A 13,325-nucleotide genomic window follows, 5' to 3' on the forward strand; every position below is an offset into this window, starting at 1 on the left:
GCATCACATCTTGAGAAGCACCGCACCCCAGGTGAAGCCACCGCCCACGCCTTCCAGCAGCACGGTCTGCCCAGGCTTGACCTGGCCATTGCGCACGCCGTGGTCCAGCGCCAGCGGGATCGAGGCGGCCGAGGTATTGCCATGCTGGTCCACGGTCACCACCACCTTGTCCATGGACAGCTTGAGCTTGCGCGCCGTGCTTTGCATGATGCGGATGTTGGCCTGGTGAGGGATCAGCCAGTCGATATCGGCATCGGTGAGCCCGGCCTTGTCCAGCGTCGCACGGGCGGCCTTTTCCAGCACGCCGACCGCCAGCTTGAACACGGCCTGTCCATCCATCTTCAGCAGCGGATCGCCGAGCACCTGTCCGCCGGACACATTGCCCGGCACGCAGAGGATGCCGACATGCTTGCCATCGGCATGCAGGTCGGACGCCAGGATCCCAGGCTGCTCGGACGCCTCCAGCACCACCGCGCCGGCGCCGTCGCCGAACAGCACGCAGGTCGTGCGGTCGTTGAAATCAAGGATGCGGCTGAAGACTTCGGAGCCCACCACCAGCGCGCGGCTTGCGGCGCCGGACTGGATCATGGCATCGGCCACCGTGAGAGCATAGACAAAGCCGCTGCACACAGCCTGCACGTCAAAGGCCGCGCAGCCATTGGCGCCAAGCTTGTTCTGCAGGATGCAGGCAGTGGACGGGAAGACCATGTCGGGCGTCGAGGTGGCGACGATGATCAGGTCGATGTCCTGTGGCTGGCAGCCAGCGGCCTCCAGCGCCTTCTTCGACGCCTCCAGGGCCAGATCGCTGCTGGCCACGTCGGGCGCGGCAAAGTGACGGGCATGGATGCCGGTGCGCTCGACGATCCACTCGTTCGAGGTCTCGATGCCACGCTGGGCCAGTTCGGCTGCCAGATCGTGATTGGTGAGTCGGCGGGGTGGCAGGTAGCTGCCCGTGCCGGTGATGCGTGCGTAGCGTCTCATCTGTATTAGGGCGCCGACGGTCCCGATTCCGACTGCGCAGCCAGCAAAAGAGGCAGGGCTGCGGAGATGCGGGTACGGACACGGTCGAGCAGGTTGTTGCGGGCCGCATCATACGCGCGGTTCAGCGCGTGCTCGAAAGCCAAGGCATCGGCTGACCCATGGCTTTTGAACACCAGCCCACGAAGGCCCAGCAGCGCCGCACCGTTGTGACGCCGATGGTCCACGCGATTCATCAGAGCAGTTAGCACCGGATAGGCAACGATTGCAGCCATTTTGGTGAAGATGTTGCGCTTGAACTCCTGTTTGAGGGCATTGGAGATCATGGACGCCACCCCCTCGGAAGACTTGAGGGCCACGTTGCCCACAAAGCCGTCACAGACCACGACCTGGGTCGTGCCCTTGAAGATATCGTTGCCTTCGACGTTTCCGTAGAAGTTCAGGTGACCGGCCTTGCCGGCCGCACGCAACAGTTCGCCCGCACGCTTGATGACTTCGCTGCCCTTGATCTGCTCTTCGCCGATATTGAGCAGGCCCACCGAAGGCGCCTCTTCGTTGTTCAGCGCAGACACCAGGGCCGAGCCCATGACGGCGAACTGCAGCAGATGCTCGGCCGAGCAATCCACGTTGGCACCCAGGTCCAGCACCGTGGTGGCACCACCCTTGGCATTGGGCAACTGGGGAGCGATGGCGGGGCGATCGATGCCATCCAGCGTCTTGAGCAGGTAGCGCGAGATGGCCATCAGCGCACCCGTATTCCCAGCCGACACGGCAGCAGCAGCCTGGCCATCCTTGACCTGCTGGATGGCGACGCGCATCGAGGAATCCTTCTTCCTGCGCAGCGCCACCTCGATCGGGTCATCCATGCCGACGACTTCCGAGGCCGGCACCACGCTGGCGCGCTCATGCGCAAAGCCAGCCAGCGCATCGGGCTGGCCGACCAGCAGCAGCCGGGCATCGGAATGGGAATCGAGGAACTGGCGGCACGCCGCGAGCGTGACGCGGGGGCCGTGATCACCCCCCATGCAGTCAACGGCCAAAGTGATCATGAGCGACTGGCAAGCCTGTTGCAAGGCCTGGAAAGATAGGAACGGCCATCAGAAAAAACAAAAGCCCGCGCTACGAAAACTGTAGCCGCGGGCTCTGCGGGAACGGTCGAAGGTCAGGCTTCGGACTTGTTCTTCAGCACTTGACGGCCGCGGTACACGCCGTTGGGGCTGATGTGGTGACGCAGGTGGGTTTCACCCGTGGTGGGTTCCACGGCGATGCCAGGCACATTCAGTGCATTGTGCGAACGGTGCATACCGCGCTTGGAGGGGGACTTCTTGTTCTGCTGAACAGCCATGATGGCTCCTGTGTATCTGAAAAGGGTTGGTAAAAAACGCGATCAGCCCATTAAAGACACGAGGGGGTTTCGCGCGAAGCCCTTGATTATAGCGCAATCGCTTTTCCCGGCCTCGACCTTTTTTCCGGGCATCTCGATCAGTCTGCGGATTTGCCCACATCCAGGCCGCGAAGGACGGCGAACGGGTTGGGCTTGTCCTCGATGGCCTGCTCGAAGTCCGCGTCGCTGGACTGCAAGCTCACAGACTCGGGGCAGACATCGTGACGCGGCACCACGGGCAGTTCCATGAGCAACTCGTCCTCTATGAGTTCGAGCAGATTGAACTCGCGGCTGAGCACCAGCAGGTCCTCATCGCTTTCATCGTCCTCGGACTCGGCCGTGGCTTCATCCGCAACAAAGCGAAAAGACCGATCAACCTGCAGGGTGATGGGCGCCAGGGCCAGGCAGCGCTGGCACACCATTGGCACGACGGCATCGGCCTGCAGATGCAGCCACACCTGACCGGGGCCGCCGGTCTGCTCGACCAGCTCGCCGTCCGCCTGCCAGTGCACCTGGCCGTGCGTGTCACCGGCATCCGGCTGCGCATCCTGGGCCAGACGCGGGAAGACTGACAGTGTTGTCTGGTCCTGAAGATGGCCCTGCGATTGCGCGAAAGCGCGAACATCGAGGCGGGCCGCAGAAAATTCCTTGCTCATGCGGGCAGTGTAAGAGAATCCGGGCATGCAAGCTCCCCACCCCGCCTTAGCCCAGGCTCCCGGCCTGGCGCGTCCCCTGATCCTTGGCTCCACCTCACGCTACCGCCGCGAACTCCTGGAGCGGCTGCGGCTGCCATTCCAGACCGTCTCCCCGGAAGTCGATGAAACACCTCTGGCAGGAGAGACACCGCACGCCCTTTCCCTGCGCCTGGCCCTGGCCAAGGCCCAGGCCGTGGCTGCGCTGCACCCCGGCGCCGTTGTCATCGGCTCCGACCAGGTGCCCGAGCTCGATGGCCTGCCGCTGTCCAAGCCCGGCAACCATGAACGCGCCACCGAACAGTTGCGCCAGATGAGCGGGCGCCAGATGAATTTCCACACTGCCGTGAGCGTGGTCTGCCAGGAAACCGGCTTTTCCGAGACCGACGTGGTGACGGTTCAGGTGCGCTTTCGCGATCTCAACGATGCGGAAATCGAGCGCTACCTGCGCGCCGAGCAGCCTTATGACTGTGCAGGCAGCGCCAAGAGCGAGGGCCTGGGCATTGCCCTGCTCGACGCCATCGTCAGCGACGACCCCACGGCACTGATCGGCCTTCCACTGATCCGCACATGCCAGTTGCTGCGCGCCGCAGGAGCCGTGCTGCCATGAGCGATGCCATCACCAAGCCCCTGACAGGAACGCTCTACCTGGTGCCCGCGCCGCTGGACTTCGGCTGCGATGAGCAAACACCGCTGACGCAGGTCCTGCCCGATGGGACACTGCGCACCGCTGCGCGGCTGACCCACTGGATCTGCGAAAACGCCAAGAGCACACGCGCCTATCTCAAGCGCATCGACGCGCTGCATGCACTGGCCCAGCCCTTGCAGACCCAGCAGATCACCGAGCTGCCGCGCGAGGCCCACAAGAAGGGGGACCATGGCGACAAGGGTGCCGCCGTCTTTGACGCCAAGCCACTGCTCGCCCCCTTGCTGGCCGGACACGACATGGGACTGGTCAGCGAGGCCGGAATGCCCGCCGTGGCCGACCCCGGCAGCTCCATCGTGCGCGCCGCGCACGATTTGGGCATACGTGTCGTGCCGCTGATCGGACCCGTATCGCTGCTGCTGGCGCTGGCCGCCAGCGGGCTCAACGGACAGAACTATGCCTTTGTGGGCTACCTGCCCCAGGATGCCGGCGGACGGGTACAGCGCATCAAGGAGCTTGAAGCCCTGGCATTGCGCCAAGGCCAGACCCAGCAGTTCATCGAGACGCCATACCGCAACGCCGCGCTTTGGCAAGCCCTGCTGCAGACGCTGCAACCCCATACCCGTTTGGCGTTGGCCTGCGGCCTGACACTGGAGAGCGCCCGCATCGAAAGCAGGCTGGTGCGCGAATGGCGCCAGCACAAGGAAGCGCCGGACAACCGCACGCCGGTGGTGTTCTCCATCGGCCGCTGAAGCCGCCCATCAGCGAAAAAGCCCGCCTTCGACAGGAAGGCGGGCTTTTTCGTCTTGGCAGACCGAGCGGGAAACCCCGCAAGAATCAGCGCAGAGCCGGGAGGCTGGAACGCAGTGCCTGCACCGCACCGCCGCCAAAGGCCGCGCCGAAACGCTTGGCCAGGCGCTCGGCCACGTTGTCGCGGCGCGTGTAATCCACCACCTCTTCCGCCTTGACCACTTCACGGGCCACATAGTCAAGACTGCCCAGCTTGTCGGCCAGGCCCATCTCCACCGCCTGCTGGCCGGTCCAGAACAGGCCGCTGAAAGTCTCGGGCGTCTCATGCAGGCGGTCACCACGGCCAGCCTTGACCACGTTGATGAACTGCGAGTGGATCTGGCCCAGCATCTTGTGGGCATGTTCGCGCTGCCCTTCGGACATGGGGCTGAACGGGTCCAGGAAACCCTTGTTCTCGCCAGCCGTCAGCAGGCGGCGCTCCACGCCGAGCTTTTCCATGGCGCCGGTGAAGCCAAAGCCATCCATGAGCACGCCGATGCTGCCCACGATGCTGGCCTTGTCCACAAAGATCTCATCGGCGGCGGCGGCAATGTAGTAGGCGGCCGAAGCGCAGGTTTCTTCCACCACGGCATACAGGGGCTTGTCGTACTTGCCCTTGAGCCGCACGATTTCGTCATTGATGATGCCGGCCTGCACAGGGCTGCCGCCCGGCGAGTTGATCAGCAGCACCACGGCGCGCGAGCCCGAATCCTCGAAGGCACTGCGCATGGCGGCCACCACGAATTCCGCACTGGCGTCGGCACCTGCGGCGATCTCGCCCTTGACCTCGACCACGGCCGTGTGCGGGGAGGAACTGGTCGTGGTCGCCGTGTCCTTGGCAAACAGCACCCACAGCACCACGAGGATGAGCGCCGTCCACAGCAGGCGGCCAAACAGGCGCCAGCGGCGCGAGGCACGCTGCTCGTTGATGGTGGCGAAGACCAGCTTTTCCAGCACCTCCCGCTCCCAGCCGCTCGATGCCGCCGTGCGCGCATCGGCAGCCGCCGTGGCGGGCGTGGCCCGGGCCCACAGGTCCGCCCCCGGGGATGGGTGCGATGCGGAGCCAGGATTTTCCGGAGGTATGGGGGAAGTCATGTCAGAACTCGACGGGTTTCAGGTTATCGGCAGTATGCCAGTGCACCACCCCCGCGCTTTCGCTCAGGGAGATTTTCACAAGGCCGCCACGGCAGGGCCCGCCAGCGCAGGCGCCGCTGTCGGGCGCGTAGGCCGCTCCATGGGTGGCGCACAGCAGCCAGCGTCCGGTGTCATCGAAAAAGCGGTCCGGCTGGTAGTCCATCTCCATGGCCACATGGGTGCAGCGATTCAGATAGGCATGCACCTGTCCCTCGAAGCGGATGGCGAATGCGCGGCAGGCATGACCCGCGTAGACCACGTCGAAAGGCACGGCATTCGCCCCTTCCTGCAGGGCATCGCTGGCGCACAGAACGATGCTTTCAACGGTCAACGGCACACCTCACAAGCATGAAACCACGCGCTGACGCGGGCATGACGACTCAGCCATGGGCCAACAGCCACTGATGCAAATCCGCAACACTCTGCGCCACATGCAACGGCTTCAGCACGCCAAAGCCTTCGGTGGGATGCGCGCCATAGCCCACGCCCACGCTGGCACAGCCTGCATTGCGGGCCAGTTCCAGGTCGTGCGTGGTGTCGCCGATCATCAGCACCCGCGAAGGGTCCGCACCAAACTCGGCCATCAACTCCTGCAGCATCAGCGGATTCGGCTTGCCAGCGGTCTCGTCCGCCGTGCGCGAGCTGTCGAACATGCCGCGCAGCTGCGGGTCCTGCAGCGCATCGTTCAGACCACGGCGGCTCTTGCCCGTGGCCACGGCCAGCAGGTGCCCTCGCTCGCGCAGCGCCGCCAGCATGGGCAGCACGCCGGCGAACAGGCTGATGTCGTCCTGGTGCTTGATGAAATGGTGGCGATAGCGGTTGCCCAGCTCGGGGTATTTTTCGGGCGGCACATCGGGCGCTGCACGCGCCAATGCGGGCATCAGCGCCATGCCGATCACATAGGACGCCGCCTCATCGCTGGGAGGCGTGCCCCCCACATCGGCCACGGCCGCCTGAATGCACTTGACGATCACCGCGGTGGAATCCGACAGCGTCCCATCCCAGTCGAAGGCAATGAGATCGAAGCGGCGCGCACGGTGCATCTCGGAAGAACCAGGATTTGTCATATCTACAAGGAGTCAGAGCCAGCGTCAGCCGGCGAAACGGGCCAGTTCTTCGGGAAGCTCGGCGCGCAGCTCCACCCGCTCGCCACTGGCCGGGTGGGTGAACTGTAGCCGCCATGCGTGCAGGAACATGCGTTTGAGCCCCTGCTTCTGCAGGCGTCGGTTCAGGTCGAAGTCGCCATATTTGTCATCGCCCGCAATCGGGTGCCCCTGGCTGGACAGGTGTACGCGGATCTGGTGCGTGCGCCCGGTCTTGATGGTCACCTCCAGCAGGCTCATGGCCGGCAGTCCCAGCAGAGGCTGGGGCGCCAGCGTGCTGCGAACGCGCACCAGCGTGACGGAGCGCATGCCGTCAGGATCATCGGCCGTGGTCACCCGCACGCGGCGTTCGCCGTCGGCCTGCAGGTATTTGTGCAGCGGCAGATCAATCACCTTGTGGTTGGCCGGCCAGGTGCCCTGGACCAGGGCCAGGTAGGTCTTGCCGGTTTCGCGCTCGCGGAACTGGTCCTGCAGATGCGTCAGCGCCGAGCGCTTCTTGGCCACCAGCAAGATGCCGGATGTCTCTCGGTCTAGCCGATGCACCAGCTCCAGAAAACGGCTTTGCGGCCGCGCCTGGCGCAGTTGCTCGATGACACCAAAACTCACACCCGAGCCGCCATGCACGGCCACACCGGCGGGTTTGTCGATGGCGATCAGGTGCTCGTCTTCCAGCAGACTGGGGAAATCCCTGGCTGGCGCTGGCCGCTCGGCCTTTTCGGCGACTTTTTCGGAAATGCGCACGGGCGGTATGCGGACGATATCGCCGGTAGAAACGCGGGTTTCCGCACTGACGCGCCCTTTGTTGATGCGCACTTCTCCACTGCGGATGATGCGATAGACATGGGTCTTGGGAACGCCCTTGAGATGGCGTATGAGAAAGTTGTCCAACCGCTGTCCGGCCGAATCGTCATCGACTTCAATCAGCCGCACTGCGGCAGTGGCTGCGTTCAGGGAACGGTCGTCTGCCGGTTTGCCCTCTATAATGTGTTTCACCTGTGCCGAACTATTTATAAGTGGTTGATTCTCATGGAGTTTAGTCCAAACAACCATTTCCCCGCACAGGCAGGTCGATGCCATCCGGTGTCATGCACGCGAAACAGCAGGAAAAGATGGCCTGCGAAGTTCGTCGTTGCATCGGTTGTGGCTGACGAATTGAAACACTGATACGGAATCTCAAGCTGGCAGAAGGGGTCGGACCCGGCGTCCACCGCTGCCAGCGGATCAAAAGCGAGCATGTGGATCTTTTGGGCATGGATGGTCACGCTGTGGAGCAGGAAAACGCCTGCGCCCAGGATCATTGCCGCCCCCAAGCCTCCCGCCTGCCCCGCACGTGCAGCAGCTTCGCTTGAAGCTGGACGGCGTGCCTCTCTCATCGCTCTCGTCCCCCTGCCCTTGCCCCCATTGCTGACTTGAGCCAGGTCTCAAGCATCAGGGCATCCGGCGATTCCTTTCGTTTCGACGCGTCAGTCCGGCATCTCGGCTCCCTCGCGAGCCTGTCTTTGATTACGAGTCAAAGGCGTGACGGTCTGGCAGCAGAGGCTGCACTCCGGCGCGCCCCAGAGAAAACGAATAAAGGAAACGCATCATGAAACGGATGCTCATCAACGCCACGCAGTCGGAAGAACGTCGCCTTGCCATCGTCGATGGCCAGAAGCTGCTCGACTACGAAATCGAAATCGAAGGGCGCGAGCAGCGCAAGGGCAACATCTACAAAGCCGTGGTCACGCGCGTGGAGCCCAGCCTCGAGGCCTGCTTCGTCGATTACGGCGAGGACCGCCACGGCTTCCTGCCCTTCAAGGAAATCTCCAAGCAGTATTTCGCCGAAGGCGTCTCCCCCAGCCAGGCCCGCATCAACGAAGTCATCCGCGAAGGCCAGGAACTGATCGTCCAGGTCGAGAAGGAAGAGCGCGGCAACAAGGGCGCGGCCCTGACCACCTTCATCTCGCTGGCCGGCCGCTACGTGGTGCTGATGCCCAACAACCCGCGCGGCGGTGGCGTCTCGCGCCGCATCGAGGGCGAGGACCGTGCCGAACTCAAGGAGGCGATGGACCAGCTTGAGTACCCCAAGGGCATGTCCATCATTGCGCGCACCGCCGGCATCGGCCGCACCGCGCCCGAGCTGCAGTGGGACCTGAACTACCTGCTCAAGCTGTGGAACGCCATCGATGGCGCCGCCAAGTCGGCCAAGGGCGCCTTCCTGATCTACCAGGAATCGAGCCTGGTGATCCGCGCCATCCGCGACTACTTCAACGGCGACATCGGCGACATCCTCATCGACACCGACGACATCTACGAGCAGGCGCAGCAGTTCATGCAGCACGTCATGCCCGAGCATGCCGCCCGCGTCAAACGCTACCGTGACGACGCCCCGCTGTTCAGCCGCTTCCAGATCGAGCACCAGATCGAATCGGCCTACGCACGCACCGTGACCCTGCCCTCGGGCGGCGCCATCGTCATCGACCACACCGAAGCGCTGGTCTCCATCGACGTGAACTCGGCCCGCGCCATCAAGGGCGGCGACATCGAGGAAACCGCCACCCGCACCAACCTGGAAGCCGCCGACGAAGTCGCGCGCCAGATGCGCCTGCGTGACCTGGGCGGCCTGATCGTCATCGACTTCATCGACATGGAGGAGAGCAAGAACCGCCGCGAGGTCGAGAACCGCCTGCGCGACGCGCTGCGCCAGGACCGTGCCCGCGTGCAGTTCGGAACCATCAGCAAGTTCGGCCTCATGGAGATGAGCCGCCAGCGCCTCAAGCCCGCCCTGTCCGAAGGCGCGCACATCAACTGCCCGCGCTGCGGTGGCTCCGGCCACGTGCGTGACACGGAAAGCTCGGCGCTGCAGATCCTGCGCATCATCCAGGAAGAGTCCATGAAGGACAACACGGCCGCCGTGCACTGCCAAGTGCCCGTGGAAGTGGCCAGCTTCCTGCTCAACGAAAAGCGCGGCGAGATCACCAAGATCGAACTCAAGCAGCGCGTCAACGTGATCATGGTTCCCAACAAGTCCATGGACACGCCGCACTACAAGCTCGAGCGCCTCAAGCACGACGACGTGCGCCTGGAAAGCATGGAAGCCAGCTACAAGCTGGCCGAGGAGCTGGACGCGGAAACCACGGTGACGCGCCGCTCGCAGGAGCCCACCAACAAGCAGACGCCCATGATCAAGGGCGTGCTGCCCGACATGCCGGCCCCTATTGCCGAGCCCCGTCCCGAAGGCAGCCGCAACCGCCCGGCCAACGGCCAGCAGCGCGATGCCAAGCCTGCGGCAACCGCTGCAGCGCCCGCACCGGCCGTCGCCCCCGTCGTGGTCCGCGAGCAAGGCTTCTTTGCCTGGCTCAAGAGCCTGTTCGGCTTTAGCGCGGCACCTGCGCCGGTCGCAGCGCCTGCTCCGGCCGCCGAAGCCCCCGCTCGCGAAGCACGCCGTGATGGCCGCAACGACAACCGAGGCCGCCGCAACGAACGCAATGGTGAGCGTGGCGAGCGCTCGGAGCGCAATGGCGAGCGCGCTGGCACCCCCAATGCCGAACGCCAGGCCGGCAACGGTGACCGCAACCGCCGCAATGCCGAGCGTGGTGAGCGCACTGAACGCGGTGAACGCCCGGAGCGTGGAGAGCGCCCGGATCGTGGCGAGCGCGGTGAGCGCGCCGACCGCGGCGAACGCCGTGGCCGTGGTGAACGCAACCGTGACGGTGAAAGCCGCCAGCCGCTGGAAGCCGTGAACGGCGTGGCCGCTGTCGCTGCAGATGGCAGCACCATCGAGCAGCGTCCCGAGCGCGCCCCGCGTGGCGAGCGCCAGGAGCGCGGTGAAGGCCGCCGCGAACGTGGCGAGCGCGGTGAACGTGGTGAACGCGCCGAACGCAGCGAGCGCCAGCCCCGCCAGTTCGAAGTCGCTCCCGAGACCGAAGAGAACCTGGACAACCAGGCCCAGCAACAGGACCCGACCCTGGACAACGCTGCCCCCGCCTCCGGCGAAGAGCAGCCGCGCCAGCGCCGTTCGCGCGACCGCTATGGCCGTGACCGCCGCGAGCGTGGCGATCGCGGTGACCGTGCAGAGCGCGCACCGCGCGAAGCGGAGGGCGAAGCCGTCCAATCCTTCGAAGCCGCCGCTCCCGAGCAGGACCAGCCTGCCCGCCGCAGCTACTTCAACGCAGCCAGCCCTGCCGCCGAAGCCCAGGCTCCTGAAGCCATGGCCGAAGCGCAAGTGCCTGCGCAGCCCGCAGCAGCCGCAGCAGCCCAAGCGGTGCAGCAACCCGTGCCCGAGCAGCAGATTGCCGCTCCCGCGCCCGTGGCTGCGGTGACCCCCGCGCCGGTCGCACCCGCCCCCGTGGTGGCACCCGTGGCAGCACCTGCACCCGTGGCCGCTCCTGCCGCAGTGGCAGTCGCGCCCGCAGCAGCCAAGGCCGTTGAAGCAACCGTCGAACGCGGCCTGCCCAAGGTCCAGGCCTACCAGTTGCCCATGTCCGAGCTGCAGGCGCTGGCCGCCGCTTCGGGTCTGCAATGGGTGGGCTCCGATGCCGACAAGGTGGCAGCAGCCCAGGCAGCCATCGCCGCCGAACCGCAGCCCGAGCGCGTCGTGCGCGAGCGCCCGCCCGTGATCGCTCTGGATGACGGCCCGCTGATCCTCGTGGAAACACGCAAGGACCTCAGCGAGCTGCAACTGCCGTTCGAGCAGCAGCCGCAGCCACAGGGCGCGGCCCAGGTCTGACCACAGACAGTGACAACACAGGGGCCCTCGCGGCCCCTGTTTGTTTCCGCCTCCGCCCTCACCTCATCCGTCTCCCCACGCCTTCCGTCCACCTCTTTCCAGGAGCTTCCGTCCCGCCATGCTGTTGCTGCTCTCCCCCGCCAAATCGCTGGACTACGACACGCCACTGCCCCCGAAACTGCCGCACACGCTGCCCGTCTTCTCCGAACAGCCACTGGAGCTGATCGAAGTGCTGCGCCGCCAGTCGCCCCAGCAACTGTCGGAACTGATGGGCATCAGCGACAAGCTGGCCGCGCTCAACGTGGCGCGCTACGAGGCCTTCAGCCCGCGCTTCACGGCCACCAACGCCCGGCAGGCGCTGCTGGCCTTCAACGGCGATGTCTACGAGGGCCTGCAGGCACGCAGCCTGGATGCCGAGGACCTGGACTGGGCACAGCAGCACCTGGCCATCCTCAGCGGCCTGTACGGCGTGCTGCGCCCGCTGGATCGCATGCAGCCCTACCGCCTTGAAATGGGCACGCGGCTGGAAACCGCGCATGGCAACAACCTCTACCAGTTCTGGGGCAGCCGCATTGCCGAGCACCTGAACCAGCGCGCGGCCCGGCAGCCGGCGGGCGAACGCGTCATCGTCAACCTGGCTTCGCAGGAATACTTCAAATCGGTAGACTTGAAGCACCTCAAGCCCCCGGTGGTGGAATGCGCATTCGAGGATTACAAGAACGGCGCCTACAAGATCATCAGCTTCCATGCCAAACGTGCGCGCGGGCTGATGGCACGATTTGCCATACAACGACGCGCTCGCAGCGCGGCTGAACTCGAAGCCTTCGATCTGGAGGGCTACGCGCTGGCGCCAGCTTCCTCGACGCCTGCGCGCCTGGTGTTCCGTCGCAAGACCGCTGACTGAGCCTCGCCGGCCACCGGCCGGCCCCGGCCTCGATGCCTTTGGAGTCCATTCACTGCGGCAAGGGCCGCACTGCACGCCATGAGCCTCAAATCCTCACCAGATTCCCAGACCGCCGCGCAGGACCTGCCCGTCGGTCTCACGCCTGAACTCATGCAATGGGTGCGCGACCAGCGCGCATCGGGCATAGGGCCTGCGGCCCTGCTGCGCTCCATGCGCGACGTGGGCTGGAGCGAAGAACTGGCAAGGCGGGCGCTGGACCTGCCCGAACAGGGCGAGGTGTCGCCACCGGCCGTCGTCGTCTCGGCCTCGAGCCTGCCCGAACCGGACCTTGCCCAGGACCCCAGCAGCATCGATGTCGGCGACCGCCAGGTCCAGGTGCTGGTCAGCATGCGCAACCCGCGCATCGTGGTCTTCGGCAACCTGCTCTCGCACGAGGAGTGCGACGCCATCATCGCCGCCGCGCGTCCGCGCATGGCGCGCTCGCTCACCGTGGCCACGCAAAGCGGCGGCGAAGAGATCAATGACGACCGAACCAGCAACGGCATGTTCTTCCAGCGCGGAGAAACCGGCATCGTCAGCCAGCTGGAAGAACGCATCGCCCGCCTGTTGCGCTGGCCGCTGGACCATGGCGAAGGCCTGCAGGTGCTGCACTACGGCCCGGGCGCCGAATACAAGCCCCACCACGACTACTTCGCGCCTGGCGAACCCGGCACGCCCACCATCCTCAAGCGCGGCGGCCAGCGCGTGGGCACCCTGGTCATCTACCTGAACGAGCCCGAGCGCGGCGGCGCCACCATCTTTCCCGAAGTGCCGCTGCAGGTCGTGCCACGCCGGGGCAACGCCGTCTTCTTCAGCTATGAACGCCCCGACCCCTCCACGCGCACCCTGCACGGCGGCGCGCCCGTGCTGGCCGGCGAAAAATGGATCGCCACCAAATGGCTGCGCGAACGCGAATTCCACTGAAGAGCCGGCAAACCCGGGGGCACC

The 13,325-nt window shown here is 65.4% G+C and carries 13 protein-coding genes; 5 read left to right on the forward strand and 8 right to left on the reverse strand.

Going from position 1 to position 13,325, the window contains the following annotated elements; translation table 11 throughout:
* Positions 1-3 precede the first annotated feature (3 nt).
* The 4 genes from A4F85_RS24825 to A4F85_RS24840 all read right to left on the reverse strand — a co-directional run bounded on the left by A4F85_RS24825 (position 4) and on the right by A4F85_RS24840 (position 3,018).
* Positions 4-981 (reverse strand): beta-ketoacyl-ACP synthase III, encoded by a 978-nt coding sequence (locus A4F85_RS24825; RefSeq protein WP_013800991.1) that lies wholly within the window; start codon positions 979-981, stop codon positions 4-6.
* A gap of 5 nt (positions 982-986) precedes the next feature.
* Positions 987-2,027, reverse strand: a complete 1,041-nt coding sequence (gene plsX / locus A4F85_RS24830; RefSeq protein WP_013800990.1) for a phosphate acyltransferase PlsX — start codon at positions 2,025-2,027, stop codon at positions 987-989.
* A gap of 113 nt (positions 2,028-2,140) precedes the next feature.
* The gene (gene rpmF / locus A4F85_RS24835) at positions 2,141-2,323 is read right to left on the reverse strand and encodes a 50S ribosomal protein L32 (protein ID WP_012207072.1); all 183 of its coding nucleotides are present in this window, start codon (positions 2,321-2,323) and stop codon (positions 2,141-2,143) included.
* A gap of 137 nt (positions 2,324-2,460) precedes the next feature.
* On the reverse strand, positions 2,461-3,018 hold the full coding sequence (locus tag A4F85_RS24840) for a YceD family protein (RefSeq protein ID WP_034396686.1): 558 nt from the start codon (positions 3,016-3,018) through the stop codon (positions 2,461-2,463).
* Positions 3,019-3,043: 25 nt separating this feature from the next.
* Here A4F85_RS24840 and A4F85_RS24845 point away from each other — a divergent pair, with 25 nt between their 5' ends.
* The gene (locus tag A4F85_RS24845) at positions 3,044-3,664 is read left to right on the forward strand and encodes a Maf family nucleotide pyrophosphatase (RefSeq protein WP_063328139.1); all 621 of its coding nucleotides are present in this window, start codon (positions 3,044-3,046) and stop codon (positions 3,662-3,664) included.
* Positions 3,661-4,452 carry an SAM-dependent methyltransferase gene (locus A4F85_RS24850; protein ID WP_013800987.1) on the forward strand — a complete coding sequence of 264 codons (792 nt, stop codon included), beginning with the start codon at positions 3,661-3,663 and terminating at the stop codon, positions 4,450-4,452. Before A4F85_RS24845 ends, A4F85_RS24850 begins: the two co-directional genes overlap by 4 nt.
* An 85-nt stretch (positions 4,453-4,537) precedes the next feature.
* Here the strand turns inward: A4F85_RS24850 and A4F85_RS24855 are convergent, their stop codons facing one another.
* The 4 genes from A4F85_RS24855 to A4F85_RS24870 are packed head-to-tail and all read right to left on the reverse strand — an operon-like array spanning position 4,538 to position 7,776.
* Positions 4,538-5,584 (reverse strand): S49 family peptidase, encoded by a 1,047-nt coding sequence (locus tag A4F85_RS24855; RefSeq protein ID WP_012207076.1) that lies wholly within the window; start codon positions 5,582-5,584, stop codon positions 4,538-4,540.
* A 1-nt stretch (position 5,585) separates the two neighbouring features.
* A complete protein-coding gene (locus tag A4F85_RS24860) occupies positions 5,586-5,954 on the reverse strand; it encodes a Rieske (2Fe-2S) protein (RefSeq protein ID WP_063328140.1) in 369 nt (122 codons plus the stop codon).
* A gap of 49 nt (positions 5,955-6,003) precedes the next feature.
* Positions 6,004-6,690 carry an HAD family hydrolase gene (locus A4F85_RS24865; protein ID WP_063328141.1) on the reverse strand — a complete coding sequence of 229 codons (687 nt, stop codon included), beginning with the start codon at positions 6,688-6,690 and terminating at the stop codon, positions 6,004-6,006.
* 24 nt (positions 6,691-6,714) lie between these two features.
* Entirely contained in the window at positions 6,715-7,776 is a 1,062-nt protein-coding gene (locus tag A4F85_RS24870) for an RluA family pseudouridine synthase (protein WP_034396692.1), read from the reverse strand.
* A 535-nt stretch (positions 7,777-8,311) separates the two neighbouring features.
* On the opposite strand from A4F85_RS24870, the gene A4F85_RS24880 reads away from it, so the two are divergent.
* The 3 genes from A4F85_RS24880 (at position 8,312) to A4F85_RS24890 (ending at position 13,301) form a co-directional block, all read left to right on the forward strand.
* Positions 8,312-11,434, forward strand: a complete 3,123-nt coding sequence (locus A4F85_RS24880; RefSeq protein ID WP_063328142.1) for an Rne/Rng family ribonuclease — start codon at positions 8,312-8,314, stop codon at positions 11,432-11,434.
* A 118-nt stretch (positions 11,435-11,552) separates the two neighbouring features.
* On the forward strand, positions 11,553-12,338 hold the full coding sequence (gene yaaA / locus A4F85_RS24885; RefSeq protein ID WP_063328143.1) for a peroxide stress protein YaaA: 786 nt from the start codon (positions 11,553-11,555) through the stop codon (positions 12,336-12,338).
* A gap of 78 nt (positions 12,339-12,416) precedes the next feature.
* Positions 12,417-13,301 (forward strand): 2OG-Fe(II) oxygenase, encoded by an 885-nt coding sequence (locus tag A4F85_RS24890; RefSeq protein WP_012207082.1) that lies wholly within the window; start codon positions 12,417-12,419, stop codon positions 13,299-13,301.
* Positions 13,302-13,325 lie beyond the last annotated feature (24 nt).

The organism is Delftia sp. GW456-R20, assembly GCF_001622915.1.
Lineage (GTDB): Bacteria > Pseudomonadota > Gammaproteobacteria > Burkholderiales > Burkholderiaceae_C > Comamonas > Comamonas acidovorans.